Source organism: Streptomyces sp. NPDC014864 (genome assembly GCF_043081525.1).
Lineage (GTDB): Bacteria > Actinomycetota > Actinomycetes > Streptomycetales > Streptomycetaceae > Streptomyces.
The window spans coordinates 712,493-738,105 of the sequence record NZ_JBIBWT010000001.1; the positions used below are offsets into that span (position 1 = coordinate 712,493).

Genomic DNA, 25,613 nt, shown 5'->3' on the forward strand with positions numbered 1-25,613 from the left:
CCGTGACCGCGTCGTCGACCGCTTCGTCGTGTTCCGCCGGGGTTCGGCCCGGATCGGGCTCCGTGCGATTATGCACTTGCCAAGCCGTGGACCTCACAAACCACCCGGAGGTCAGTCGCCTTCCTTGGGCTCCCGGGTGGCCAGCAGCCGGCGCAGCGAGTACAGGCGGGCGGGGTCCGCGTGGCCCTCGGCGACCCACCCGTCCAGCGCGCAGTCCTGCTCGTCGTGACTGCACGCCCGCGGACAGCCCTCGGTGCCCGGCTCCAGGTCGGGGAAGGCGTGGATGACCCGGGACGGGTCGATGTGGGCGAGACCGAAGGACCGGACGCCCGGGGTGTCGACGACCCAGCCCCCGTCCCCGGACAGCGGCAGCGCCAGTGCCGAGGTCGTGGTGTGCCGGCCCCGGCCCGTCACCGCGTTCACCACTCCCGTCAGACGCCGCCGGTCCTCCGGGACCAGCGCGTTGACCAGGGTCGTCTTGCCGACGCCGGAGTGGCCGACGAAAGCGGTGACCTTGCCGTCCAGGTGCTCTCGCACCCGGGCCGCCGCGTCGCCGTTGTCCAGTTCCTCGCGGCTGGTGACGACGTACGGGATGTCGAGGTCCCCGTACAGCTCCAGGAGCTTGTCCGGTGGGGAGAGGTCCGACTTGGTCATGACCAGCAGGGGGTCCAGGCCGCCGTCGTACGCCGCCACGAGGCAGCGGTCGATCAGCCGCGGGCGCGGCTCGGGGTCGGCGAGGGCCGTGACGATGGCGAGCTGGTCGGCGTTGGCGACGACCACGCGCTCGTACGGGTCGTCGTCGTCCGCCGTGCGGCGCAGGACGGAGGACCGCTCCTCGATGCGGACGATGCGCGCCAGGGTGTCCTTCGTGCCGGACAGATCGCCGACCAGGGCGACCCGGTCGCCCACGACCGCGGCCTTGCGGCCCAGCTCGCGGGCCTTCATCGCGACGATCGTGCGGCCCTCGACCAGGCAGGTCAGCCGGCCCCGGTCGACGGTGAGGACCATGCCCCCGGCGGCGTCCTCGTGCTTGGGGCGGATGTGCGTACGGGGCCGGTTGCCCTTGCGGTTCGGGCGGCTCCGGATGTCGTCCTCGTCGGTGTGCTTGCCGTAGCGGCGCATGGCGGTGTCCCTACGCCCCGAGCATCCCGGTCCACAGCTCGGGGAAGTCCGGCAGGGTCTTCGCCGTCGTCGCCACGTTCTCGATCTGCACGCCCTCGACGGCCAGGCCGATGATCGCGCCGGCCGTCGCCATGCGGTGGTCCTCGTAGGTGTGGAAGATGCCGCCGTGCAGGCGGCGTGGGCGGATGTGCAGGCCGTCGGCGGTCTCCGTCACGTCGCCGCCGAGCTCGTTGATCTCCTTGGTCAGCGCGGCCAGCCGGTCGGTCTCGTGCAGCCGCAGGTGGGCCACGCCCCGCAGCGTCGAGGGCGAGTCCGCGAGGGCGGCGACGGCCGCGATGCCTGGGGTCAGCTCGCCGACCTCGCCCAGGTCCACGTCGATGCCGTGGATCGCGCCCGAGCCGGTGAACTGCAGGCCGTGTTCGGTCAGTTCGCAGGAACCGCCCATCTCGGTGAAGATCTGCCGCAGCCGGTCACCCGGCTGGGTCGTCCGGGCCGGCCAGTCCGGAATGACGACCTTGCCGCCGGTCACCAGGGCCGCCGCCAGGAACGGCTGCGCATTCGACAGGTCCGGCTCGACGGTCAGGTCACGGCCGAGGAGGGCGCCGGGCGTGACCCGCCAGACGTTCGGCTCGCCGCCCGACTCCGGGGTGTCCACCTGGGCGCCGACCGCGCGCAGCATGTCGACGGTCATCCGGATGTGCGGCATCGACGGCAGCGCCGAGCCGACGTGGCGGACCTCGACGCCCTGGTTGAAGCGCGGGCCCGACAGCAGCAGGGCGCTGACGAACTGGGACGAGGAGGAGGCGTCGATCTCCACCGGGCCGCCGTCCAGCGCACCGCTGCCGTGCACCGTCAGCGGCAGGGCGCCGCGGCCGTCGTCGTCGATCCGGGCGCCGAGCACGCGCAGCGCGTCGATGACGCCGTGCAGGGGGCGCTCGTAGGACCGGGGGTCGCCGTCGAAGCGGATCGGGCCGTCGGCCAGCGTGGCGACCGGGGGCAGGAAGCGCATCACCGTGCCGGCGTTGCCGACGTCGATCGTGGCCGGACCGTGCAGGCCCGCGGGGATGACCCGCCATGCCTCGCCCGAGCCCCCGCCGGAGGAGCTGGAGGACACCGTCTCCTCGATGCCGACGCCCATCGCGCGCAGGGCGCCGGCCATCAGCAGGGTGTCGCGGGAGCGCAGCGGGCGGCGCAGCCAGCCGGGCTCCGAGGCGAGCGCGGCGAGCACCAGGGCGCGGTTGGTGACCGATTTGGACCCGGGCACGTGGACCGTCGCGTCGACGGCTCCGCTCGCGTGCGTGGCGGGCCAGAGGGCGGTGTGTGCGGGGTTAACGGCCATGGCCCCCACTTTAGTGGCTGGCAGCGGCCGCAAATCCTGAGCAAAGACGCGGAAACCCAGGCGAAGCGCCGGCTTGGCACATGCCGTGCATATATGCGTCATGGACTCGTTCGCGGCCCCCTCACCCCGCGGGCCCGCCGCACGACCACCACCGGCGCCCACGGCCCGGCGGCCTCATCCGCGCACCCTCACCCCTCCGCCCGGGCTTCCGTTCCCCTCCCTCCGTGCTCCTCATCCCTCCAGCAGCCAGCGGCCGCCGCCGATCAGGGAGCACAGCGACACGGCGTGGAACAGGAACAGCCACAGGGCGGCCGGCACGTTCGTCAGCCGCGAGAGCTGGTCCGCGTCCGAGTCCCCGGCACCCCCGCGGGCCCGTTTGGACTGGAGCTCGAAGGCCGGGCGCACCCCGCCGAGCAGCAGGAACCACACCACCGCGTAGGCGAACGCGGCCTGCACCTGCGGCCCGGTCAGCCACGACACCAGTACGAAGGTGCCGCCGGTCAGGAGCACGGTCAGCGCCCCGTAGGCGTTGCGGATCATCACCAGCATCGCCACCAGCAGCGCCGTGGCCAGCCACAGCAGCAGCGTGATGCGCCCGGCGGACAGCAGGGCGGCGCCGCCGAGGCCGAGCAGCGGGGGAGCGGTGTAGCCGGCGGCCGCCGTGAGGATCATCCCGATGCCGTGCGGTTTGCCGCGGCTGACCGTCAGGCCGCTGGTGTCGGAGTGCAGGCGTATGCCGGTGAGGGTGCGGCCGGTGAGCAGTGCCACGAGCCCGTGGCCCCCCTCGTGGGCGATGGTGATCGCGTTGCGGGAGACGCGCCACAGGGTGTGCGGGACGACCATGGCGAGCGCGGCGACCATGGTGGCGATCACCACCCACAGGTCGGGGTCGGGCTGGATGCCGACCAGGCGGTCCCAGAGGTCGGGCAGCGCGATCGAGGCGGTGCTGTCCATGTTTCCCGGTGGCTCCCTGTCGTGGAACGGAGTCTGGCAGTGTGGCACGCATGTGCGGACGGTATGCAGCGAGTCGCGGACCCGAGGATCTCGCAGGCGTCTTCGGGGTCGAGGTGGGGGTGCCCCCTGTAGGAGCGGAGTCGGGAACCCGGGAGAGGGAGACGGAGGAGACCTTCGCGCCCGACTACAACGTGGCTCCGACCAAGGAGGTCCACGTGGTCCTGGACCGCCCACTGAAGGACGCGGGCGACGGGCGCCCGGTTCGGCAGCTGCGCAGGCTGAGGTGGGGTCTCGTGCCGTCCTGGGCGAAGACCCCGGAGGGCGCGGCCCGGATGATCAACGCGCGTGCGGAGACCGTGCACGAGAAGCCGTCGTACCGCCGCGCCTTCGCCGCCCGGCGCTGCATCCTGCCCGCCGACGGCTACTACGAGTGGGTCACCGGCGAGCAGGAGCGCGAGCTGGAGGTGGAGGGCAGGCGGAAACGGCCGCGCAAGCAGCCGTACTTCGTGACGCCGGCTGACGGCTCGGTCTTCGCCATGGCCGGGCTCTACGAGTTCTGGCGGGACCGGACGCTGCCCGACGACCATCCGCGGGCCTGGTGGGCGACCTGCTCGGTGATCACGACGGAGGCGGAGACGGCGCCCCTGGCGGTGGCCCCGGCCGAGGGACCGCGCACCCTGGCCGACATCCACCCGCGGATGCCGCTGATGCTGACACCGGACCGCTGGGACGCCTGGCTGGACCCGGCGCGGACGGACGCCGGCGATCTGCGCCCGCTGCTCGCCCCGCCGCCCGAGGGGCTGATGCGCGCGTACCCGGTGAGTACGGCCGTCAGCAACGTCCGCAACAACGGGCCGGAGCTGCTGAAGGAGCTGGCGGCCCCGGAGGAGGGCACACTCTTCTGACGTGAGCGATGAGACCGGCGTGAACCACGAGAGCGGCGGGACGGACGAGACCGTCGAAACGGTCGAGACCGACGTGGGGACCGCCCGCGTCACCTGGCACCGGTCCGGGGAGGCGCGCCTCGTCCTCGCCGTCGGCCACGGCGCCGGCGGCGGCATCGAGGCGCGGGACCTCCAGGCACTCGCCCGGACGCTGCCCCGGCACGGCGTGACCGTGGCGCTGGTCGAGCAGCCCTGGCGGGTCGCCGGGAAGAAGCTCGCCCCCGCGCCCGGGACCCTGGACACCGGCTGGCGCGGCCTGTGGCCCGCGCTGACCGCGCCCGGCCTGCCGGTGGTCGCCGGGGGCCGCAGCGCGGGCGCGCGCGTGGCCTGCCGTACCGCGACGGAACTCGGCGCGCGCGCCGTCCTGGCCCTGAGCTTCCCGCTGCACCCGCCCGGCAAGCCGGAGAGGTCCCGGGCCGGTGAACTGCTCGGCGCCGGGGTGCCCACCCTCGTCGTACAAGGGGGCAACGATCCGTTCGGGAAGCCTGGGGAGTTCCCGGAGGGCGACCACGAGCTGATCGAGGTGCCGTACGCCGATCACGCCTTCGCCGTGCCGAAGCGGGCGGACCTCACCCAGGACCGGGCCCTGGAGATCATCACCGAGGGCGTCGCCCGGTGGAGCGCGTCACTCGGATGACGGCGGGGAATGCCGGGCCGGTGGCCGCTGTTGAGGCCGACGTGAGCGCTGGTGACCAGCGCCGTCGTCGTGGAGAGGAAGTCCGCCGCATGGGTTCGACCGTATGCCCGAGCCGCAGCAGCCGTACTGACCTGGACTGGACGGTGCTGCACGCGGCCAGGACCGGCTCCGTTCGAGCGGCGGGCGGACCGGATCGTCGTCTATCCTCCGAAACGAGTGGGACAGCTTTCGGTGGTCCTGCGACATCGCTTGAGGAGGTGGGTCCGGTTCCCGGTACCGACGCAGGGACCGACAACGGCCAGGCGGAGCTGCCTGAGGGCCAGAGCACGGGCGCGGAGTCGACCGCGGAGCGCACTGCGCGCTTCGAGCGGGACGCGCTCGAATTCCTCGACCAGATGTACTCGGCCGCGCTGCGCATGACGCGCAACCCGGCCGACGCCGAGGACCTGGTGCAGGAGACGTACGCCAAGGCCTACGCGTCCTTCCACCAGTTCCGGGAGGGCACCAACCTCAAGGCGTGGCTGTACCGGATCCTGACCAACACGTTCATCAACTCCTACCGCAAGAAGCAGCGCGAGCCCCAGCGCAGCGCGGCCGAGGAGATCGAGGACTGGCAGCTCGCCCGCGCCGAGTCGCACATGTCGACCGGCCTGCGCTCCGCAGAGTCGCAGGCGCTCGACCACCTGCCCGACTCGGACGTGAAGGAAGCCCTCCAGGCGATCCCCGAGGAATTCCGCATCGCCGTCTATCTCGCGGATGTGGAGGGCTTTGCGTACAAGGAGATCGCGGACATCATGGGGACACCCATCGGTACGGTGATGTCCCGGCTGCACCGGGGCCGCCGGCAACTGCGCGGCATGCTCGAGGACTACGCCCGCGAGCGCGGGCTGGTCCCGGCCGGTGCCGGAGAGTCGAACGAAGCGAAAGGCTCGGGCTCATGAGCTGCGGAGAGCCGCACGAGACGGACTGCAGTGAGGTACTCGATCATCTGTACGAGTTCCTCGACAGTGAGATGCCGGACGTCGATCGCACCAAGTTCGAGCAGCACTTCGAGGAGTGCTCGCCGTGCCTGGAGAAGTACGGCCTGGAGCAGGCCGTGAAGAAGCTGGTCAAGCGGTGCTGCGGCCGTGACGACGTGCCCGCCGACCTGCGCGCCAAGGTGATGGGCCGGCTCGACCTGATCCGCTCCGGCCAGATCGGGTCCGAGCGGGACGTGGCCGCGGCGCCCGTCACTCCCCGGGAGTCCTGACCTCCCGAGCGGCCGCGCTCCCGCCGTCATCACTCGAACGTGCTAATCCGCGGGTTATCTGCCCGCGGACGCCCCCCTGCTGGTCCTAGGCTCGCTGGCCGTGGACACGCATGACCGGGGAGGGCGTCATGGAGGCGGTTCCGCCACGAGCCCGTGCGTACGTCGTCTGCGTCGCCCTCGCGGCCCTGCTCTGCCTGATGCCGCTGCCCGTGCTGCGCACGCCCTGGTGGGCGGTCCTCCTGCTCGCCCTGGTGTACGCGGGCTGCGAGGAACTCGCCCGGCGGCGGTTCGGCGGCACCTTCTACCCGGTGCTGCTCGCCGCCGCCTTCCTGCTCCCGCCGCCCGCCGCCGCGTTCGTCCCCCTGCCGGCCGCCGCCCTCGTCCCGGCCGGCCGGCGGCCCGAGGGGCTGCGGCGGACCTGGCGGGCGGCCCAGCTCGCCGTCGCCGTCTGGGCGGCCGCCCGGGTGCACTGGGGGCTCGGCGGCCGGGACGCCGTCGTGCACTCCGACTTCCCCTACGTCCTCCTGCCCGCGGGCGCCGCCGTGCTGGCGTTCTGCCTGGTGCTGACCGTGCTGGACGGCTGCATGCGCGCGCTCGCGGTGGGCGTACCGCCCGCCCCGCTCGGGCAGCGCGGGGCCGCACCGGCCCGGCGGGCCTGGAGCGGGTTGTTCCTGCGGTCCCTGGCGCCGGTCGGGGTGCACGGACTCGCGGGGCTGATGATGGCCGTGCTGTGGCGCAGCCCGTACGGGCCGGTCGCCGCGCTGCTCGTACTGCTGCCGATGTGCGTGTCCTGGTGGGTGTACGCGCAGTACCACCGCGAGCGGGCCGCCCACCGGGCGACGATCCGGGCACTGGTGCAGGCCGTCGACATCAAGGACGGGTACACGCGCGGGCACAGCGAACGGGTCGGCCAGGCCTCCATGATGATCGCGCGCGAGCTCGGGATGGACGACGAACGCGTCGAGGTGCTCCGCTTCGCCGGGATCCTGCACGACGTGGGCAAGCTGGGTGTCCCCACCCGCCTGCTGCGCAAGGACGGGCCGCTGACCCCCGAGGAGCGGCGGGTGATCGAACTGCATCCCGAGTACGGGCACGAGATGGTGCGGGGGATCTCCTTCCTCGGGGAGGCCCGGTCGGCGATCCTGCACCACCACGAGCGGCTGGACGGCAGCGGCTACCCCTACGGGCTGACGGGCGGCCAGATCCCCGAGTGCGCCCGGGTGGTGGCCGTCGCGGACGCCTTCGACGCGATGACGTCCACCCGGTCCTACCGCCGGGCCCGGCCGGTCGGGGCCGCGCTGGAGGAGCTGGAGCGGTGCGCCGGGGCCCAGTTCGACCCGCGGATGGTCACGGCGCTGGTGCGCGCCCTCGGCAGGCACGGCTGGCGCCCGGCGGTCACGGCGGAGAACGACACGGCCGCCGGGGCGCCGGCGCCGCCCGCTCCCGGCCGCCAGGAAGCGCGCCGATGAGCCTGCCGTCCCCGACCGTCCTCATCCGCGGCTGCGCCTTCCTGCTCGCCCTCGTCTCCCTGGCCGTCACCCTCCTCACCGGCCTCCACGAGCGCGGGGCCGCCCTCGCCTTCGGGGCGCTGGTGCTCCTCGGGGAGCTCACCCGGTGGACGGGCGAAGGCGTCCGGGAGGCCGCGCCGCTCGGGGCCGCCGGGGCGCTGTCGTACGCGCTGCTGGGCGAGGACGCCGGCCGGCCCACCCACCACGGGGCCTTCCAGGTGGTCGCGGTGGTGCTCGCCGCCTCGCTGCTCGGCAGCGTTCCGCACATCGCGCGCGGGCACAGCCCGACCCTCGACCACCTGGCGCGGCGCACGCTCACCGTCTCCTTCGCGGCGGTCTGCTTCCAACCGCTGTACGGCGTGGGGGTCTTCCGGGCGTGGGGCGGCCCGGCGTACGCGCTGGTGCTGCTCGCGCTGCTCGTGCTCAGCGCGCTGTGCGACGCACTGCTCGCCGCGGCGCTGGCGCACGGCCGTACCCGCTGGCCGTTCGGGCCGCTGCTGCGGGAGGAGCTGCGGGGCCTGCTCGGGATCGGGTCGGCCGTCTGCGCGACCGGCGCGGTGATGGCCCTGGCGGTCGCCGTGGCGGGGCTGTGGGCGCTGCCGGTCTTCTCGCTGCCGCTGTTGCTCACCCAGCTGTCCCTGCGCCGGTACGCCGCCGTGCGCACCACCTACCGGCAGACCATCGCCTCCCTGGCCCGGGCCACCGAGGTCGCCGGATACACCCCGGCCGGGCACGCCCGGCGCGTCGCCGCGCTCAGCCGGGCCGTCGGGCGGGACCTGGGGCTGGCCGGGCCCGAGCTGACCGTGCTGGAGTACGCGGCGCTGATGCACGACATCGGGCAGCTCAGCCTGGTCGACCCGGTGCCGTCGGGGGCCACCGCCGGGCTGCCCGCCGAGGAGCAGCGGCGCATCGCGCTGCTCGGCGGCGCGGTCGTCCGGCAGACCGGGGTGGACGCGGCGGTCGCGGTCGTGGTGGAGCGGCAGGCGGACCCCTGCCGGGACCAGCCGCTGCCGGCCCGGATCGTGCGGGCGGTGAACGCCTACGAGGAGAAGGCACGGGACGCGGGGCCCGGCGGGCCGCTCACGGCGCTGGAGGAGCTGCGGCTGGGCACCGCGGGCGACTACGCCCCCGAGGTGGTCGACGCGCTGGCCCGGGTACTGGCCCGGGACTGTCTGACCTTGCCCGTCCCGGGGTAACCCATGGGTAATGAGCGACCTTCCGACCGTACGTGGTTGGATGCGAAGGAGAGCGTGTCCGGGGGCATGAGCCAGCCCACAGAACGGAACTGGCAGGCGGGAATCGTGAGGATCTTCGGCAAGGGACGGCACCGGCCCTCCGCCTCCTGGCGGCAGGCCACCGACCGGGCTTTCACCCTGATCGGCGACGGTCGGTACGAGGACGCGGGCGCGCTGCTGACGCGCGCCGCCGATCTGGAGCCCTGGCTGTCGGAGTCCTGGTTCAACCTGGCCCTGCTGCACAAGTTCCGGCACGACTGGGAGCAGGCCAGGGCGGCGGGCCTGCGGGCCGTGGCGCTGCTCGAGAAGGAGACCGGGGCGCCCGACTGGTGGAACGTGGGCATCGCCGCCACCGCCCTGCAGGACTGGCCGCTGGCCCGTCGCGCCTGGCAGGCGTACGGGCTCAGGGTCCCCGGCGGCGCGACCGCCGCGGAGGAACCGGCGGGCATGGAGCTGGGCAGCGCGGCGGTGCGGCTGTCGCCCGAGGGCGAGGCCGAGGTGGTCTGGGGGCGCCGGCTGGATCCGGCCCGGATCGAGGTGCTGTCCATCCCGCTGCCGTCCTCGGGGCGGCGCTGGGGCGAGGTCGTGCTGCACGACGGTGTGCCCCACGGGGAGCGGACCACCGCCGTCGGGCACACCTACCCCGTCTTCGACGAGATCGAGCTGTGGGCGCCCTCGCCGGTGCCGACCTGGGTGGTCCTCCTGGAGGCCGCCACGGAGGCCGACCGGGAGGCCCTGGAGCAACTCGCCGCCGACGCCGGCTTCGCCGCCGAGGACTGGTCGTCGTCCGTGCGGCTGCTGTGCCGGATGTGCTCGGAGTCACGGATGCCGTCCGACGAGGGCGACGGCGTCCACCTCGACCCGCACGACCACAGCGAGCCGGGGCACCCTGGGCCGCTCGGCCACCGCACCGACGGGCAGCTGTGGGTGCCCGAGCGCGAGTGCGGCATCGCGGCGCCGGCCGCGCTGGTGCGGGGGCTGCTGGACGGGTGGGTGGCCGACAGTCCGGACTCGCGGGACTGGCGGGACCTCGAAGAGGTCTGTTAGCGCACGTCCACCGGACGGGGAGCGGCCGCGGACCCCTTTAGGCTGTACTGGCAGAGATTCCCCAGGCTTGCAGGAAGGCACACGTCGGTCATGGCGCAGCAGGACACCGATCAGCAGCACGCGGGCGTGCTCCCCGTCGACGACGACGGGTTCGTCGTCGACACGGAGGACTGCGAGGAGCGCGAGACGGCGTGGCGCGAGCGCGGCACCTCACGGCCGATCACGGTCGTCGGGAACCCGGTGCTGCACAAGGAGTGCAAGGACGTCACCGAGTTCGGCGAGGAGCTCCAGCAGCTGGTCGCGGACATGTTCGCCAGCCAGCGCACCGCCGAGGGCGTGGGCCTGGCCGCCAACCAGATCGGCGTGGACCTGAAGGTCTTCGTCTACGACTGCCCGGACGACGAGGGCGTGCGGCACGTCGGCGTCGTCTGCAACCCGAAGCTCGTCGAGCTGCCCGCGGACCGGCGCCGCCTGGACGACAGCAACGAGGGCTGCCTGTCGGTGCCGACCGCCTACGCGCCGCTGGCCCGCCCGGACTACTCCGAGGTCACGGGGCAGGACGAGAAGGGCAACCCGATCCGGGTGCGCGGCACGGGCTACTTCGCGCGCTGCCTGCAGCACGAGACCGACCACCTCTACGGCTACCTCTACATCGACCGGCTCTCCAAGCGCGAACGCAAGGAGGCGCTGCGGCAGATGGCGGAGAACGAGCCGCGCTACCCCGTGGTGCCCAACGACTGACGCGATGGTCGACGGCCGGCATGGTCGTCAACTCCTGAGATACGAAACACCCGTTGGGGTGAAAGGGTTCTGTCCCCGCGACGCCCGGCCGGTCACCGCCGGCCGGGCGCCGCGCGTGCGTGCGTCGCACATTCGATCCTTTGTGCGCCTCTGTCGATTCATATTCAGACACACAAGGGGATATTCTCGGCACCCCGGGGTAGTGAGTGGGCCAAATCCGTTCCCAGACCGGTCAGTTGTGGTGCTGAATGGGAGGGCGGGGATACGCGACGGCGCACGCCGGGCACGACGACAGGGGCGGGCGCCACCGGCGGCTGAGAGGGGTTTGTTCGTGCCAGCTTTCCCACACAGCACCACATCGACATCGACTTCTGCAACGGTCGCAGTCCCACCTTCGCTCGCTCTCCCGGTGATCGAGGCCGCGTTTCCCAGGCAACTGCATCCGTATTGGCCCCGACTCCAGGAGAACACCCGGCGTTGGCTGCTCGAAAAGCGGCTCATGCCGGCGGACAAGGTGGCGGAACACGCCGACAGCCTGTGCTACACCGATCTCATGGCGGGGTACTACCTCGGTGCCCCCGACGAGGTCCTGCAGGCGATAGCGGACTACAGCGCGTGGTTCTTCGTCTGGGACGACCGTCACGACCGCGACATCGTGCACGGCCGACAGGCCTGCTGGCGGCGGCTCAGGCGCGCGCTGCACGCGGCTCTGGACTCACCCGGAGACCATCTGCACCACCGGGATCCCCTGGTCGCGGCCTTCGCGGACAGTGTGCTGCGGCTGTTCTCGTTCCTGCCGCCGACGTGGAACGCCCGCTTCGGCCGGCATTTCCACGCGGTGATCGAGGCCTACGACCGGGAATTCGTCAACCGCACCGAGGGAATCGTGCCGACGGTCCGGGAGTACCTGGCGCTACGCCGGCTCACCTTCGCGCACTGGATATGGACCGATCTGCTGGAACCCAGTGTGGGCCTCGAACTCCCGGACGCCGTGAGGAAGAATCCCGCATATCGGCGCCCGGCGCTGCTGAGTCAGGAATTCGCCGCCTGGTACAACGACCTGTGTTCGCTGCCCAAGGAAATCGCGGGCGACGAGGTGCACAATCTCGGAATCAGTCTCGTAAAGCACGAGAGAATGACCCTGGAAGAAGCGGTCGCGGATCTCAGGCGCCGCGTCGAGCAATGCATCTCGGAATTCCTCGAAGCGGAAGAGGTGGGATTACGGTTCGCCGACGGCCTCGCCGACGGCACGGTGCGGGGAAAGGAACTCGGTGCCGCCGTGCGGGTCTGTCTGGGCAATATGCGGAACTGGTTCAGTTCCGTCTACTGGTTCCACCACGAGTCGGGCCGGTACATGGTCGACAGCTGGGACGACCGGTCCACGCCCCCGTACGTCGACAACGAAGCGGCAGGTGAGAAATGACCGTCGACTCATCCCCCGAGTTCCCGGTTTCGACGGAGGCGGCGCCCCCCGCGCCCGAAGCTCCGTCCACGACGGCGTCCCCGCTGCCGGAGCCGCCCCTCGCCGGCGGCGCGGTACCGGCCCTCGGCCACGGTCTCGCCCTCGTCCGCGACCCGCTGGCGTTCATGGCCCGGCTGCGCGACCACGGCGACGTCGTCCGGCTCCGGCTCGGCCCCAAGACGGTGTACGCCGTCACCGCGCCCGCCCTCACCGGCGCGCTGGCGCTGAGCCCCGACTACATCATCGCCGGCCCGCTCTGGGAGTCCCTGGAGGACCTGCTCGGCAAGGAGGGCGTGGCCACGGCCAACGGCCCGCTGCACCGGCGCCAGCGGCGCATCATCCAGCCCGCCTTCCGGCTCGACGCCATCCCCGCCTACGGGCCCGTCATGGAGGAGGAGGCGCACGCGCTGGCCCGGCGCTGGAAGGCCGGGGAGACCATCGACTGCACCTCGGAGTCCTTCCGCATCGCGGTACGCATCGCGGCGCGCTGCCTGCTGCGCGGCGCGTACATGGACGAACGCGCGGAGCGGCTGTGCGGGGCGCTCGCGACCGTCTTCCGCGGCATGTACCGGCGGATGGTGGTCCCGCTCGGGCCGCTGTACCGGCTCCCCCTGCCGGCCAACCGCGAATTCAACCGCGCACTGGCCGATCTGCATCTCCTGGTCGACGAGATCATCGCTGAGCGCCGTGCATCCGGTCAAAAGCCGGACGATTTGCTGACGGCATTGCTTGAGGCGAAGGACGAGAATGGTGAGCCCATCGGGGAGCAGGAGATCCACGACCAGGTCGTCGCGATACTCACCCCGGGCAGTGAAACCGTCGCGTCCACGATCATGTGGCTGCTGCAGGTGCTCGCGGAACACCCGGAACACGCGGACCGGATCCGTGCCGAGGTCGAATCCGTGACCGGTGGTCGATCGGTCGGATTCGACGACGTCCGCAGGCTCACGCACACCAACAATGTCATCGTCGAGACGATGCGTTTGCGGCCGGCCGTCTGGATTTTGACGCGGCGGGCGGTCACGGACACGGAACTCGGTGGCTATCGCATTCCGGCCGGAGCGGACATCGTGTACAGCCCGTACGCGATCCAGCGCGATCCGCGCTCGTATGCCGACAACCTGGAGTTCGACCCCGACCGGTGGCTTCCGGAACGCGCCAAGGACGTGCCGAAATACGCCATGAGCCCGTTCAGTGTGGGCAACCGGAAGTGTCCCAGCGACCACTTCTCGATGGCGCTGCTGAGTCTCGTCACGGCGGTGGTGGCGACCCATTTCCGTCTGGAGCAGGTGCCCGGGTCGAGCGACGCGACCCGGGTGGGCATCACACTGCGCCCGAACCGGCTGATGGTGAGGGCCCTGCCGCGGTGACCGTGCCGCGGTGCCACCGGGAGTCCCGGGAGACGCCCAGGAGACCAGGAAGGAGGCGGGGCCCTCAGCCGGCACCCATGGGGAGGATCAGAAGTCCTCGTCCAGGTCGACGGTGCCCTCCACCGCCACCTGGTACGCCGAGGGGCGCCGCTCGAAGAAGTTGGTCAGCTCCTGAACGCCCTGCAGTTCCATGAACGAGAAGGGGTTCTCCGAGCCGTAGACCGGAGCGAAGCCGAGGCGGGTGAGGCGCTGGTCGGCGACGCACTCCAGGTACTGCCGCATGGAGTCGGTGTTCATGCCCGGGAGGCCGTCACCGCACAGGTCGCGCGCGAACTGCAGCTCGGCCTCGACGGCCTCCCGGAGCATGTCGGTGACCTCCCGGTGCAGCGCGTCGTCGAACAGCTCCGGCTCCTCCTTGCGGACGGTGTCGACGACGTCGAAGGCGAAGGACATGTGCATCGTCTCGTCGCGGAACACCCAGTTGGTCCCGGTCGCCAGGCCGTGCAGCAGGCCCCGGCTGCGGAACCAGTAGACGTAGGCGAAGGCACCGTAGAAGAACAGGCCCTCGATGCACGCCGCGAAGCAGATCAGGTTGAGCAGGAAGCGGCGGCGGTCGGCCCTGGTCTCCAGCCGCTCCAGCTTCTCGACCTCGTTGATCCACTTGAAGCAGAACTCGGCCTTCTCCCGGATGGACGGGATGTTCTCCACGGCCGCGAAGGCGGCGGAGCGGTCGTCCGGGTCGGGCAGGTAGGTGTCCAGCAGCGTCAGATAGAACTGGACGTGGACGGCCTCCTCGAAGAGCTGCCGGCTCAGGTAGAGCCGCGCCTCGGGGGAGTTGATGTGCTTGTAGAGGGTCAGCACCAGGTTGTTCGCCACGATCGAGTCGCCGGTCGCGAAGAAGGCGACCAGACGGCCGATCAGGTGCTGCTCACCGGGAGTCAGCCGGGCGAGGTCGGCGACGTCCGAGTGGAGGTCGACCTCCTCCACGGTCCAGGTGTTCTTGATGGCGTCCCGGTAGCGCTCGTAGAAGTCCGGGTAGCGCATCGGACGGAGCGTCAGCTCGAAACCGGGGTCGAGCAGGTTCTGGGATCGGGCGGTGCTGGGCATCACTGGCAGGCCTCGCAGGACTCGGGGTTCTCCAGGGAGCAGGCCACGGCGTCCGCGGGGGCCGGCTGTTGGACGGGGACGGGGGTCTGCGCCCGGGCGGCGCGGGCGATCCGGGTCGCCGGACGGGAGCGCAGGTAGTACGTCGTCTTCAGGCCCCGCTTCCAGGCGTAGGCGTACATCGAGGAGAGCTTGCCGATGGTCGGCGTCTCCATGAACAGGTTCAGCGACTGGGCCTGGTCCAGGAACGGGGTCCGGGCGGCGGCCATGTCGATCAGGCCGCGCTGCGGGATCTCCCACGCCGTGCGGTACAGCTTCCGCACGTCCTCGGGGATCCAGGCGAAGTCCTGCACCGAGCCGCCGGAGTCGCGCAGTGCCTCCCGGGTGCGCGCGTCCCACACCCCGAGCTCCTTGAGGTCCCGCACCAGGTAGGAGTTGACCTGGAGGAACTCGCCGGACAGCGTCTCGCGCTTGAAGAGGTTGGAGACCTGCGGCTCGATGCACTCGTAGACACCGGCGATCGACGCGATGGTCGCGGTCGGCGCGATGGCCAGCAGCAGCGCGTTGCGCATGCCGACGGCGGCGATCCGCTCGCGCAGGGCCGCCCAGCGCTCCGGCCAGTTGAGCTCGACGCCGAAGTGGTCGGGGTGCAGGACACCCTTGGCGGTACGGGTCTTGTCCCAGGCCGGCAGCGGGCCGTTGCGCTCGGCGAGGTCGGCGGAGGCCTCGTACGCGGCGAGCATGACGCGCTCGGCGATACGGGTGGACAGCTGCCGGGCCTCCGGCGAGTCGAAGGGCAGACGGAGCTTGAAGAAGACGTCCTGCAACCCCATCGCGCCGAGACCCACCGGACGCCACCGGGCGTTGGACCGGCCCGCCTGCTCGGTCGGGTAGAAGTTGATGTCGACGACGCGGTCGAGGAAGGTGACGGCGGTGCGGACGGTCTCGTCCAGCCGCTCCCAGTCGATGCCGCTGCCCGTGACGAAGGCGCCCAGGTTGACCGAGCCGAGGTTGCAGACCGCCGTCTCCCCGTCGTCGGTGACCTCCAGGATCTCCGTGCACAGGTTGGAGGAGTGGACGACGTGGCCCGGCTCGGCCGTCTGGTTGGCGGTGCGGTTGGCGGCGTCCTTGAAGGTCATCCAGCCGTTGCCGGTCTGCGCGAGGGTGCGCATCATCCGCCCGTACAGGTCCCGGGCGGGCAGCGTCCTGCGCGCCAGCCCCGCCTCCTCCGCCCTGCGGTAGGCCGCGTCGAACTCCTCGCCCCACAGGTCGACCAGCTCCGGCACGTCGGCCGGGGAGAACAGCGACCACGGCCCGTCCGCGTCGACCCGGCGCATGAACTCGTCCGGGATCCAGTGCGCGAGGTTCAGGTTGTGCGTACGGCGGGCGTCCTCACCGGTGTTGTCGCGCAGCTCCAGGAACTCCTCGATGTCGGAGTGCCAGGTCTCCAGGTAGACCGCGGCCGCGCCCTTGCGCCGGCCGCCCTGGTTCACGGCGGCGACCGAGGCGTCCAGGGTCTTCAGGAACGGCACGATGCCGTTGGAGTGCCCGTTGGTGCCGCGGATGAGGGAACCGCGCGAGCGGATGCGGGAGTAGGCGATGCCGATGCCGCCGGCGTGCTTGGAGAGACGCGCGACCTGGTGGTAGCGGTCGTAGATGGAGTCCAGCTCGTCCTTGGGGGAGTCGAGCAGGTAGCAGGACGACATCTGGGGGTGCCGCGTACCGGAGTTGAACAGCGTGGGCGAGGACGGCAGGTAGTCCAGGCGGCTCATCAGGCGGTAGAGCGCGGAGACTTCGTCGGCGGACCGCGTGGTGGCGTCCTCCGCCAGACCGGCGGCGACGCGCAGCAGGAAGTGCTGGGGTGTCTCGATCACCTTGCGGGTGATCGGGTGCCGGAGCAGATACCGGCTGTGCAGGGTGCGCAGGCCGAAGTAGCCGAAGCGGTCGTCGGCCCGCGGGTCGGCCAGCGCCTCGAGCCGCTCGGCGTGCAGCCGTACGAACTCGGCGGTCCGGTCGGCGATCAGGCCCTCCCGGTGGCCGATGTCGATGGACTCGGTGAAGCAGGTGACGCCCTGTCCGGCGGCCTCGGCGCGGATGCCGATGGCCAGCAGCCGGGCGGCCAGCCGGGAGTACGCCGGGTCCTCGGAGATGAGACCGGCGGCCGCCTCCGTGGCCAGCTCGCGCAGTTCGGCCTCGTCGGCGCGCGCCGACCGTCCGCGCAGCGCGGCGGCGGCGACGCGGCCGGGGTCGGCGTCGGGGAGATCGGCGGTCAGCCCGGTCAGGGTGCGCAGCAGCGCGGCACCGGGGCCGTCGGTGTCGGTCTCGGCCGGTGTCGCAGAGGCCGGATCGGCCGGCGCGATGGTCACGTGGGGCTCTCCCTCGCTCGCACGGGGGGCCTCGCCGAGGACAGGGGCAGCACACGAGCGCACGGGGCGTCGCGTCCACCGGCCCATTCCACGAGGCCCGGACGTCAGGGCACCCGGACCGGAGGGCCGGGCGCGCTGTCGGCAGGTCCTCGGACTGACGCGGGCGCGGGGCCGTCCGGGGACGGACACGCACAAGTACACCGTTGCGGGACAGTTCCGGATTCGCACCGGATTCCCCTGCGGCGACAGCGAGCATGAGCATACATCTTGTGCCGGGTCGCGACGCCACCCCCAGATGTAGTGCCGCCGCCGTGTCAGAGCGTCAACTCCTAGGTGAGGAGAGTGAGGGCGGGGACGCGGGTACGGCAACGGGCCGCCGGATTGCTCCGGCGGCCCGTGGGGTGTGCGGCGGCTCAGTGCGAGGCGCCTGCCGTGGCCGGCGGCAGCTCGACCTCGACGCCCGGGTCGCCCGCGTCCGCCGTGTAGTCCTCCGGCCTGGTCTCGTCGACGCCCTCCGGCGCCTTGACGGCCTTCAGGACCAAGGTCAGGACCACCGTGACGACCACGTTGAGCACGAACGCCGTCAGACCGATGTAGCCCATGTCGCCGATGCCGGGGATCTCCGCGGCGGAGCCGCCGAAGTGCTTCTGCGTCGGCGAGGCCACCCCGTACGCGGCGAGTGTGCCGTAGACCATGCCGACCGCCCAGCCCGCGAGCAGCGCCCAGCGGTGGAACCAGCGCGTGAACAGGCCGCCGACGAGCGCCGGGAAGGTCTGCAGGATCCAGATGCCGCCGAGCAGCTGGAAGTTGATCGCCACGGTCTTGTCCATCGTCAGGACGAAGACCAGGGCGCCCACCTTCACCAGCAGCGAGACCAGCTTGGAGACCTTGGTCTCCTGCGCGGGTGTCGCGTCCGGCTTGACAAAGTCCTTGTAGATGTTGCGGGTGAACAGGTTCGCGGCCGCGATGGACATGATGGCCGCCGGCACCAGCGCGCCGATGCCGATCGCCGCGAAGGCCACACCGGCGAACCAGTCGGGGAACATCTGGTCGAACAGGGCCGGGATGGCCAGCTGGCCGTTCTGCACCTTCACGCCCGCCGCGATCGCCATGAAGCCGAGCAGGGCCAGCAGGCCCAGCATCAGCGAGTACAGCGGCAGGATCGTGGTGTTGCGGCGGATCACGTCACGGCTGCGCGAGGACAGCGTCGCGGTGATCGAGTGCGGGTACATGAACAGCGCGAGCGCGGAGCCCAGCGCCAGCGTGGCGTACGTCCACTGGCCCGCCTCCGGGGGAGCCAGCGCGCCCCGCGGCTTGCCGGTCGCCGGGTTGGTCTGCGCGAAGGCGTCACCGGCCTTGGCGAAGATCTGGTCGAACCCGCCCAGCTTGATCGGGATGTAGATGATGGCCACCGCGATCACGATGTAGATCAGCGCGTCCTTCACGAACGCGATCAGGGCGGGGGCGCGCAGACCCGACGAGTAGGTGTACGCCGCCAGCACGCCGAACGCGATCAGCAGCGGCAGGTCCTTCACGAACACGTTGGAGGCCGCGCCGCCGCCGACGCCCATCACGTCCAGGACGGCCTGGATGCCGACCAGTTGGAGCGCGATGTACGGCATGGTCGCCAGCAGACCGGTGAGCGCCACGGCCAGCGACAGGCCCTTGGAGCCGAAGCGGCCGCGGACGAAGTCCGAGGTGGTGACGTACCCGTGCTTGTGCGACACCGACCACAGACGCGGCAGGAAGGTGAAGATCAGCGGGTAGACGAGGATCGTGTACGGCACGGCGAAGAAGCCGGCCGCGCCCGCCGCGTAGATCGCCGCCGGGACGGCCACGAAGGTGTACGCGGTGTACAGGTCGCCGCCCAGCAGGAACCAGGTGATCCAGGTGCCGAACGACCGGCCGCCAAGACCCCATTCGTCGAGGCTGTGGGCGTTGTCCGCCTTGCGCCAGCGCGCGGCGACGAAGCCCATGACCGTCACGAGCAGGAAGAAGAAGACGAAGACGCCGAGTTCGACGCCGTGAACTCCGTTGTTCATTCCGAGGCACCTCCGTCCTGGGTGCGGGCGGCGGCGCGGGAGCGCTGGTCACGCTGCCACAGCTGGTAGGCGGTCATGGTCAGCGCGGTGGAGATGATCACCCACAGCATCTGGTACCAGTAGAAGAACGGGATGCCGACGAAGGCCGGGTCCGTCTTGGCGTAGGACCCCACCCACAGCAGCGCCACGAAGGGCGCGAGGAGACAGAGGGCGATGACGACCCGGACGGGTGTCACCACCGCTCTGCTGACATCGGGGGAATCGGACATGTTTGCGGCTCCACTCTCTGTCACCTGGCTATGCGCGGCAATCTAGCCACGGCGTCCGGAAAGCGAAAAGGTCTTTCCGTATAACAGTTCGGCAGCGTGAGCAACCGTGGGGTGGAAACGGTCGTCGCAGGTCAGGGCATGTGCACAATCGCACACACCTGTCTGCCGAGTGGGCCCCTCGTCGTGGGCATACGTCCGTCCTGACGGGGTACACGGACGGGCTGCCCGCCCGGTTCAGTCCTGCGGCCGCTTGAGCCGAGCGACGAACTTGTAGCGGTCGCCGCGGTAGACCGACCGCACCCACTCCACCGGCCTGCCCTGCCGGTCCAGCGAGTGCCGGGAGAGCATCAGCATGGGAAGGCCCACGTCGGTGCCGAGCAGTCCCGCCTCGCGCGGAGTGGCCAGCGAGGTCTCGATGGTCTCCTCGGCCTCCGCGAGGTGGACGTCGTAGACCTCGGCGAGGGCCGTGTAGAGGGACGTGTACTTCACCAGGCTGCGCCGCAGGGCGGGGAAGCGCTTCGCCGACAGGTGCGTGGTCTCGATGGCCATCGGCTCGCCGTTGGCCATGCGCAGCCGCTCGATGCGCAGCACACGTCCGCCGGACGTTATGTCGAGCAGTTCGGCGAGCCGGTCGTCGGCGGTGATGTACCCGATGTCCAGCAGCTGCGAGGTCGGTTCCAGGCCCTGGGCGCGCATGTCCTCGGTGTAGGAGGTGAGTTGCAGCGCCTGGGAGACCTTCGGCTTGGCGACGAAGGTGCCCTTGCCCTGGATGCGCTCGAGCCGGCCCTCGACGACCAGTTCCTGCAGGGCCTGGCGCACGGTCGTGCGCGAGGTGTCGAACTCGGCCGCCAGCGTCCGCTCGGGGGGGACCGGCGTGCCGGGCGGGAGCGTGTCCGTCATGTCGAGCAGGTGCTTCTTCAGGCGGTAGTACTTGGGCACGCGCGCGGTACGGACGGTCGTCCCACCCTCGTTCTCCGCACTGCTGACGTCGGTGCTCATGCTCCGCCTTCCCGGCTCCAGTGCCGAAGCGGCCGACCTGCTGATCGGCCGCGGCTCACATCGTGGCACGGCTTCGCGCGCCGGGTGGCCACCCGTACGCTCCGTGATCTCCTCTGTATACCGCCGTGACCCCGGCTGGTCTAGTCCATGGCGGGTCCGGGACGAGTGGTCCAGGCGGACCGGGGCGCGGGGGCACCCGCGCGGATGCCGGTGGTCCAGGGGAGTCGGGCCGTCCGTTTCTGCCGGACGAGCAATGAAAGGTCCCTGCATATCGCGGTCCCGTAACGGACGGCGGGAGCCCGTCGGAACACCCTTGACAGCCCTATTGGTCTGGGCCAAGCTCCCCGTACTGGTCTACACCATTGGTCCAGGTCCCGGCCCCGAGGGCGGTTGCGCTGACGCTCAAACCGCGGGGAGGCAGGGGGGTTTGTGGCATCCCTGAGGAGGGTGGCGTGAGGCGCAAGCTGGTTGCCGCGATCGGTATCGCGGGCATGATGGTCTCCATCGCGGCGTGCGGGAGCGATGACGACAAGGGATCGGGCAAGGGCGGCGCGGACGCCAAGGAGCTGACCGTCTGGCTCACCGTGGACGCGCAGAACAACTGGCCGGAGCTGGTGAAGGCCGCCGACGCCGCGGTGCAGAAGAAGCACCCCGGCCTGAGGATCAAGCACGAGTACTACGGCTGGCCGGACAAGAACACCAAGCTCGACGCCGTCCTCGCCACCGACAAGGCCCCCGACGTGGTCGAGATGGGCAACACCGAGATGCTCGGCTACATGGTCAAGGGCGCCTTCGCCCCCGTCGACCCGGCGAAGTTCACGGGCTCCTCCGCCTGGCTCGACGGCCTGAAGGCCTCGGTGACCTACGACGGCAAGACCTACGGCGTCCCCTACTACGCCGGCGGCCGCGTCGCCAACTGGCGCAAGGACGTGTTCGCCGCGGCGGGCGTGAAGTCCGTGCCGAAGACCTACCAGGACCTCACCGCCGCCCTGGACAAGGTGCAGAAGAAGCAGGGCGGCAAGTTCAGCGCCTGGTACCAGCCCACCCGCGACTGGTACGCGGCCATGTCCTTCGTCTACGACGCCGGCGGCTCCATAGCGAAGGAGGAGGGCGGCACCTGGAAGGCCGGTCTCTCCTCGCCCGAGTCCCTCAAGGGCCTCACCGAGTTCAAGAACGTCGTCGACAGGTACATGCACGGCGACAAGACCAAGGACGAGTCCGACCGCTACATCGTCTACGGCCAGGGCAAGTCCGGCATGATCTTCGGCGCCGCCTGGGAGGGAGCGACCGCGGCCGACCCGAAGAACGACAAGACCGGCAAGCTCAAGGACAACCTCGAGAACTTCGTGATGCCCGGCCCGTCCGGCAGGAACATGCCGGTCTTCCTGGGCGGTTCCGACCTCGCCGTCCCGGTGAAGTCCAGGGCGCAGGACCTCGCCGCCGAGTGGATCAACGCCTTCACCGGCCCGTCGGGCCAGAAGGGCCTGATGGGCAAGGGAAACCTGCCCAACAACAAGACCGACCTCACGACCCTGAAGAACGACCCCGCGACCGCCGTCCCCGCCACCGCGGCCGAGTCCAACTGGTTCGTCCCGATGGCCCCGGGCTGGGGCCAGGTCGAGAAGGCCCAGATCCTGCAGACCATGCTGCAGAACATCGGCACCGGCAAGAAGTCGGTCGAGGCCGCCGCCAAGGAGGCGGACGCCGCGATCGACAAGGTCATCAACGCCAGGTGACCGGGCGCGGGGCCCTGCCGTCGGGCGGGGCCCCGCTTCTCGTACGACCGAGCCCTGTACGCCCGAGTCTCGTACGCCCGAGTCTCGTACGCCCGTGAGGGACCGCTGAGGAGCGCGCGATGAGTGCCGCAGACACCACCACCCCCGCCAAGGCGCCGCCGCCGCGGCAGGCGTCGCAACCGGCCGCCCCGGACCGGCCGCGCAGACCGCGCACCCCGGGCGGCGGCGCGACGCCCTGGCTGCTGCTCGCGCCCTGTCTGCTGATCCTGGCCCTGGTCATGGCCTATCCGCTGGCGCGGCTGGTCACCCTGTCCGTGCAGAAGTTCGGCCAGCCCCAGCTGTGGGGCTTCCAGCCGGCCGAGTGGGTCGGGTTCGCCAACTTCACCGCCGTGCTGGGCGACGGCGAGTTCTGGGCGGTCGTGCTGCGCACGGTCGTCCTCGCCGTCGGCTGCGTGGTCTTCACGATGGTCGCCGGCATGGCGATCGCGCTGCTGCTGCAACGGGTGTCCGGCTGGCTGAAGACCCTGATCAACATCGTGCTGGTGGCGAGCTGGGGCATGCCGGTCATCGTGGCCACCACCGTCTTCAAGTGGCTCTTCGACTCGGACTACGGCGTCCTCAACGCGCTGCTGAGCAGGCTGCCGGGGATCGACATGATCGGCCACAACTGGTTCGCGAGCGGGCCGCAGGGCCTGGCCGTGATCATGCTGCTGGTGGTCTGGGGCGCCGTGCCCTTCGTCGTCATCACGCTGAGCGCGGGTCTCACGCAGGTGCCCAAGGAGCTGGAGGAGGCCGCGCGGCTGGACGGCGCGAGCTCCTGGGGCGTCTTCCGCTACGTCACCCTGCCCGTCCTCAAGCCGATCGTCGTGATGCTGACGACCCTGTCGGTGATCTGGGACATGGGCGTCTTCCCGCAGGTGTTCGTGATGCGGGGCGGCCATCCGGAGGCGGAGTTCCAGGTCCTCAACACCTACTCCTACGACCGCGCCTTCGTGGTCAACGACTACGCGCAGGGCTCGGCGATCGCCCTCGTCACCGTCCTGCTGCTGCTCGGGGTCGTCGCCGTCTACATGCGCCAGATGCTGAAGATCGGAGAGGTCGAATGAGCGGGACGACCACCCTCACGTCTCCCGGCCGCCCGAGGCCGAGGCTCGGCTGGAACCTGCTCGGCCTGCTCGTCCTCGTCACCGCGGGCTTCCCCCTGTACTGGATGCTCGACACGGCGTTCAAGCCGGCCAAGGACGCCATCGACGCCGAGCCGAGCCTGCTGCCCACCGGCCTCACCCTCGGCAACTTCCGCCGGGCGCTGGACATCGCGGACTTCTGGGGCCCGGTCGGCCGCAGCCTGGTCGTGTCGCTGACGGTCGTGGTGATCGGCATGGTGGTCGGGATGCTGGCCGCGCTCGCCATCTCCCGCTTCGTCTTCCGCGGTCGCAGAATCGTGATCGTGGGCATCCTGGCCGTCCAGATGGTCCCGCTGGTCGCCATGATCATCCCGGTCTTCCTGCTGCTCAACGACCTGGAGCAGTACGACAGGCTCACCGGCCTCATCATCACGTACCTGACCTTCATCCTCCCCTTCACGGTGTGGACGCTGCGCGGCTTCATCGTCAACATTCCACGGGAGCTGGAGGAGGCCGCCATGGTCGACGGCTGCTCCCGCACCGGCGCCTTCCTCCGGGTGGTTTTCCCGCTCCTCGCCCCCGGCATGGTCGCCACCTCGGTCTACGGTTTCATCCAGGCCTGGAACGAGTACCTGTACGCCCTGATGCTGATGAGCCAGGAGCACCAGACCGCCACCGTCTGGCTCGGCAACTTCACCACCAAGCACGGCACCGAATACGCCCCGATGATGGCCGGAGCCACGATGATGGCCGTACCGATCGTCGTCCTGTTCCTCCTCGTCCAGCGCAAGATGGCCGCGGGTCTGACCGCGGGCGCCGTGAAGGGATAACGCCACCCGATGACGACATTCGCCAGCGGTACCGACACCCTCACGCGCGACGCGCTGACGGTCCTCCAGCCCGGCTTCACCGGGACCACCGCCCCCGACTGGCTGCTGCGGCGGCTGGGGGAGGGCCTCGCCTCGGTCGGCCTGTTCGGCCGCAACATCACCTCGTCCGCGCAACTGGCCGCGCTCACCGCCCAACTGCGCGCCGAGCGGGACGACGTGCTGGTCGCCATCGACGAGGAGGGCGGCGACGTCACCCGCCTGGAGGTGCGCACGGGCTCCAGCTTCCCCGGCAACCACGCGCTCGGCGCCGTGGACGACGTGGAGCTGACGCGCTCGGTCGCCCTCGAACTCGGCCACCGCCTCGCCGCCTGCGGCGTCAACCTCAACTGGGCGCCCTCCGCCGACGTGAACTCCGACCCGGCCAACCCCGTCATCGGCGTCCGCTCCTTCGGCGCCGACCCCGCACTGGTCGCCCGGCACACCGCCGCCTACGTCACCGGACTGCAGTCCGCGGGCGTCGCCGCCTGCACCAAGCACTTCCCCGGGCACGGCGACACCGCGGTCGACTCCCACCACGCGCTGCCGCGCATCGACGTCGGGGGCCCGGTGCTCCAGGCCCGCGAACTGGTTCCGTTCCGCGCGGCGATCGCCGCCGGCACCAAGGCCGTGATGAGCGCGCACATCCTGGTCCCCGCCCTGGACCCGGACCGCCCGGCCACGCTGTCCCGCGCGGTCCTGACCGAACTGCTGCGCGGCGAGCTGGGCTACGACGGCCTGATCGTCACCGACGGCATGGAGATGCGGGCCGTCTCCGGCACCTACGGCATCGAGCGGGGCAGCGTCCTCGCCGTCGCGGCCGGCGCCGACGCGATCTGCGTGGGCGGCGGCCTGGCGGACGACGAGACGGTACGGCGCCTGCGGGACGCCCTGGTCACGGCGGTCCGCGCCGGTGAACTCCCCGAGGAACGGCTCGCGGACGCTGCGCACCGGGTGCGCGGCCTGGCCCGCTGGACGGCGGGGCGGCCCGGCGCGGCGCGGGACGCCGCCGGGCACGAGGTCGGCCTGCGGGCGGCCCGCCGCGCCCTGCGGGTCACCGGCGGGGCGGGCTTCTCCCCGCTCACCGAACCTCCCTACGTCGTCGCCCTCACCCCGGTCGCCAACATCGCCGTCGGCGACGAGACCCCGTGGGGCGTGGCCGCGGAACTCCGCCGGCTCCTGCCCGGGACGGAGACGGGCAGCTTCGCGGGCGGGGACGCCGGACGCGCGGCCCTGGACGCGGCCGGAAGCCGCCGGGTGGTCGCCGTCGTCCGCGACGAGCACCGCCACCCGTGGATGGCCGCCGCCCTCGACACCCTGCTCGCGGCCCGTCCCGACACGATCGTCGTCGAGATGGGCGTCCCCCGGGCGGCACCCCGGGGCGCCCTCCACCTCGCCACCCACGGCGCGGCCCGCGTCTGCGGCCGGGCGGCGGCAGAGGTGATCACGGGGACGGGAGACTAGGCCACGTCTCCAGGAGTCCGCCGCGTCGGACCCGG

Annotated in this window: 22 protein-coding genes and 1 riboswitch; of the genes, 14 read left to right on the forward strand and 8 right to left on the reverse strand. The window is 71.3% G+C overall.

What is annotated here, in order from left to right; translation table 11 throughout:
• Positions 1–111: 111 nt before the first annotated feature.
• The 3 genes from rsgA to ACF1A5_RS03385 all read right to left on the reverse strand — a co-directional run bounded on the left by rsgA (position 112) and on the right by ACF1A5_RS03385 (position 3,415).
• A complete protein-coding gene (gene rsgA / locus ACF1A5_RS03375; protein ID WP_392191091.1) occupies positions 112–1,122 on the reverse strand; it encodes a ribosome small subunit-dependent GTPase A in 1,011 nt (336 codons plus the stop codon).
• A 10-nt stretch (positions 1,123–1,132) separates the two neighbouring features.
• The gene (gene aroA / locus ACF1A5_RS03380; RefSeq protein ID WP_392191092.1) at positions 1,133–2,461 is read right to left on the reverse strand and encodes a 3-phosphoshikimate 1-carboxyvinyltransferase; all 1,329 of its coding nucleotides are present in this window, start codon (positions 2,459–2,461) and stop codon (positions 1,133–1,135) included.
• Between the two features lie 231 nt (positions 2,462–2,692).
• Positions 2,693–3,415 (reverse strand): M50 family metallopeptidase, encoded by a 723-nt coding sequence (locus tag ACF1A5_RS03385; protein ID WP_392191093.1) that lies wholly within the window; start codon positions 3,413–3,415, stop codon positions 2,693–2,695.
• A gap of 50 nt (positions 3,416–3,465) precedes the next feature.
• Here ACF1A5_RS03385 and ACF1A5_RS03390 point away from each other — a divergent pair, with 50 nt between their 5' ends.
• From ACF1A5_RS03390 to ACF1A5_RS03435, 10 genes are all read left to right on the forward strand, one after another.
• Positions 3,466–4,320 (forward strand): SOS response-associated peptidase, encoded by an 855-nt coding sequence (locus tag ACF1A5_RS03390; RefSeq protein WP_392191094.1) that lies wholly within the window; start codon positions 3,466–3,468, stop codon positions 4,318–4,320.
• A 1-nt stretch (position 4,321) separates the two neighbouring features.
• Entirely contained in the window at positions 4,322–4,996 is a 675-nt protein-coding gene (locus ACF1A5_RS03395) for an alpha/beta family hydrolase (protein WP_392191095.1), read from the forward strand.
• 257 nt (positions 4,997–5,253) lie between these two features.
• On the forward strand, positions 5,254–5,937 hold the full coding sequence (gene sigR, locus ACF1A5_RS03400; protein ID WP_392191096.1) for an RNA polymerase sigma factor SigR: 684 nt from the start codon (positions 5,254–5,256) through the stop codon (positions 5,935–5,937).
• Positions 5,934–6,245: a mycothiol system anti-sigma-R factor gene (gene rsrA, locus ACF1A5_RS03405; protein WP_392191097.1), complete on the forward strand. Its 312-nt coding sequence runs from the start codon at positions 5,934–5,936 to the stop codon at positions 6,243–6,245. Before sigR ends, rsrA begins: the two co-directional genes overlap by 4 nt.
• Before the next feature lie 128 nt (positions 6,246–6,373).
• Positions 6,374–7,714 carry an HD-GYP domain-containing protein gene (locus tag ACF1A5_RS03410; protein ID WP_392191211.1) on the forward strand — a complete coding sequence of 447 codons (1,341 nt, stop codon included), beginning with the start codon at positions 6,374–6,376 and terminating at the stop codon, positions 7,712–7,714.
• Positions 7,711–8,949: an HD-GYP domain-containing protein gene (locus tag ACF1A5_RS03415; RefSeq protein ID WP_392191098.1), complete on the forward strand. Its 1,239-nt coding sequence runs from the start codon at positions 7,711–7,713 to the stop codon at positions 8,947–8,949. The genes ACF1A5_RS03410 and ACF1A5_RS03415 overlap by 4 nt, the downstream gene beginning before the upstream one ends.
• A 105-nt stretch (positions 8,950–9,054) precedes the next feature.
• Positions 9,055–10,035 carry a tetratricopeptide repeat protein gene (locus tag ACF1A5_RS03420; protein ID WP_392191212.1) on the forward strand — a complete coding sequence of 327 codons (981 nt, stop codon included), beginning with the start codon at positions 9,055–9,057 and terminating at the stop codon, positions 10,033–10,035.
• A gap of 90 nt (positions 10,036–10,125) precedes the next feature.
• A complete protein-coding gene (def, locus tag ACF1A5_RS03425) occupies positions 10,126–10,776 on the forward strand; it encodes a peptide deformylase (RefSeq protein WP_392191099.1) in 651 nt (216 codons plus the stop codon).
• Between the two features lie 331 nt (positions 10,777–11,107).
• Positions 11,108–12,199 (forward strand): epi-isozizaene synthase, encoded by a 1,092-nt coding sequence (cyc1, locus tag ACF1A5_RS03430; protein ID WP_392191100.1) that lies wholly within the window; start codon positions 11,108–11,110, stop codon positions 12,197–12,199.
• Positions 12,196–13,608 carry a cytochrome P450 gene (locus ACF1A5_RS03435; RefSeq protein ID WP_392191101.1) on the forward strand — a complete coding sequence of 471 codons (1,413 nt, stop codon included), beginning with the start codon at positions 12,196–12,198 and terminating at the stop codon, positions 13,606–13,608. The genes cyc1 and ACF1A5_RS03435 overlap by 4 nt, the downstream gene beginning before the upstream one ends.
• 87 nt (positions 13,609–13,695) lie before the next feature.
• On the opposite strand, the gene ACF1A5_RS03440 is transcribed toward ACF1A5_RS03435, so the two are convergent.
• The 5 genes from ACF1A5_RS03440 to ACF1A5_RS03460 form a co-directional block, all read right to left on the reverse strand.
• The gene (locus tag ACF1A5_RS03440) at positions 13,696–14,715 is read right to left on the reverse strand and encodes a ribonucleotide-diphosphate reductase subunit beta (RefSeq protein WP_392191102.1); all 1,020 of its coding nucleotides are present in this window, start codon (positions 14,713–14,715) and stop codon (positions 13,696–13,698) included.
• Entirely contained in the window at positions 14,715–17,078 is a 2,364-nt protein-coding gene (locus ACF1A5_RS03445) for a ribonucleoside-diphosphate reductase subunit alpha (RefSeq protein WP_392191103.1), read from the reverse strand. Before ACF1A5_RS03445 ends, ACF1A5_RS03440 begins: the two co-directional genes overlap by 1 nt.
• A gap of 144 nt (positions 17,079–17,222) precedes the next feature.
• Positions 17,223–17,315, reverse strand: a riboswitch (cobalamin riboswitch).
• A gap of 176 nt (positions 17,316–17,491) precedes the next feature.
• Positions 17,492–19,120, reverse strand: a complete 1,629-nt coding sequence (mctP, locus tag ACF1A5_RS03450; protein WP_392191104.1) for a monocarboxylate uptake permease MctP — start codon at positions 19,118–19,120, stop codon at positions 17,492–17,494.
• Positions 19,117–19,389, reverse strand: coding sequence for a DUF3311 domain-containing protein (locus tag ACF1A5_RS03455; protein WP_392191105.1), 273 nt, complete (start codon positions 19,387–19,389; stop codon positions 19,117–19,119). The genes mctP and ACF1A5_RS03455 overlap by 4 nt, the downstream gene beginning before the upstream one ends.
• A gap of 234 nt (positions 19,390–19,623) precedes the next feature.
• Complete coding sequence (locus tag ACF1A5_RS03460; RefSeq protein WP_392191106.1) at positions 19,624–20,388, reverse strand: GntR family transcriptional regulator; 765 nt, start codon at positions 20,386–20,388, stop codon at positions 19,624–19,626.
• Positions 20,389–20,840: 452 nt separating this feature from the next.
• Here ACF1A5_RS03460 and ACF1A5_RS03465 point away from each other — a divergent pair, with 452 nt between their 5' ends.
• The 4 genes from ACF1A5_RS03465 to ACF1A5_RS03480 all read left to right on the forward strand — a co-directional run bounded on the left by ACF1A5_RS03465 (position 20,841) and on the right by ACF1A5_RS03480 (position 25,578).
• Positions 20,841–22,124: an extracellular solute-binding protein gene (locus ACF1A5_RS03465; RefSeq protein WP_392191107.1), complete on the forward strand. Its 1,284-nt coding sequence runs from the start codon at positions 20,841–20,843 to the stop codon at positions 22,122–22,124.
• Between the two features lie 119 nt (positions 22,125–22,243).
• Positions 22,244–23,230 (forward strand): carbohydrate ABC transporter permease, encoded by a 987-nt coding sequence (locus ACF1A5_RS03470; RefSeq protein WP_392191108.1) that lies wholly within the window; start codon positions 22,244–22,246, stop codon positions 23,228–23,230.
• Positions 23,227–24,078, forward strand: a complete 852-nt coding sequence (locus ACF1A5_RS03475; RefSeq protein WP_392191109.1) for a carbohydrate ABC transporter permease — start codon at positions 23,227–23,229, stop codon at positions 24,076–24,078. The genes ACF1A5_RS03470 and ACF1A5_RS03475 overlap by 4 nt, the downstream gene beginning before the upstream one ends.
• A 9-nt stretch (positions 24,079–24,087) precedes the next feature.
• Positions 24,088–25,578: a glycoside hydrolase family 3 protein gene (locus ACF1A5_RS03480; protein WP_392191110.1), complete on the forward strand. Its 1,491-nt coding sequence runs from the start codon at positions 24,088–24,090 to the stop codon at positions 25,576–25,578.
• The last annotated feature ends 35 nt before the right edge of the window (positions 25,579–25,613 follow it).

Excerpts from the sequence above, each read along its gene's own strand:
- ACF1A5_RS03455 (WP_392191105.1), bottom strand. The coding sequence starts at position 19,389 with ATGTCCGATTCCCCCGATGTCAGCAGAGCGGTGGTGACACCCGTCCGG.
- ACF1A5_RS03390 (WP_392191094.1), top strand. The coding sequence starts at position 3,466 with ATGTGCGGACGGTATGCAGCGAGTCGCGGACCCGAGGATCTCGCAGGC.
- aroA (WP_392191092.1), bottom strand. The coding sequence starts at position 2,461 with ATGGCCGTTAACCCCGCACACACCGCCCTCTGGCCCGCCACGCACGCG.
- rsgA (WP_392191091.1), bottom strand. The coding sequence starts at position 1,122 with ATGCGCCGCTACGGCAAGCACACCGACGAGGACGACATCCGGAGCCGC.
- ACF1A5_RS03440 (WP_392191102.1), bottom strand. The coding sequence starts at position 14,715 with ATGCCCAGCACCGCCCGATCCCAGAACCTGCTCGACCCCGGTTTCGAG.
- ACF1A5_RS03475 (WP_392191109.1), top strand. The coding sequence starts at position 23,227 with ATGAGCGGGACGACCACCCTCACGTCTCCCGGCCGCCCGAGGCCGAGG.
- ACF1A5_RS03410 (WP_392191211.1), top strand. The coding sequence starts at position 6,374 with ATGGAGGCGGTTCCGCCACGAGCCCGTGCGTACGTCGTCTGCGTCGCC.
- ACF1A5_RS03460 (WP_392191106.1), bottom strand. The coding sequence starts at position 20,388 with ATGAGCACCGACGTCAGCAGTGCGGAGAACGAGGGTGGGACGACCGTC.
- ACF1A5_RS03385 (WP_392191093.1), bottom strand. The coding sequence starts at position 3,415 with ATGGACAGCACCGCCTCGATCGCGCTGCCCGACCTCTGGGACCGCCTG.
- mctP (WP_392191104.1), bottom strand. The coding sequence starts at position 19,120 with ATGAACAACGGAGTTCACGGCGTCGAACTCGGCGTCTTCGTCTTCTTC.
- rsrA (WP_392191097.1), top strand. The coding sequence starts at position 5,934 with ATGAGCTGCGGAGAGCCGCACGAGACGGACTGCAGTGAGGTACTCGAT.
- ACF1A5_RS03435 (WP_392191101.1), top strand. The coding sequence starts at position 12,196 with ATGACCGTCGACTCATCCCCCGAGTTCCCGGTTTCGACGGAGGCGGCG.
- ACF1A5_RS03480 (WP_392191110.1), top strand. The coding sequence starts at position 24,088 with ATGACGACATTCGCCAGCGGTACCGACACCCTCACGCGCGACGCGCTG.
- ACF1A5_RS03415 (WP_392191098.1), top strand. The coding sequence starts at position 7,711 with ATGAGCCTGCCGTCCCCGACCGTCCTCATCCGCGGCTGCGCCTTCCTG.
- ACF1A5_RS03470 (WP_392191108.1), top strand. The coding sequence starts at position 22,244 with ATGAGTGCCGCAGACACCACCACCCCCGCCAAGGCGCCGCCGCCGCGG.
- def (WP_392191099.1), top strand. The coding sequence starts at position 10,126 with ATGGCGCAGCAGGACACCGATCAGCAGCACGCGGGCGTGCTCCCCGTC.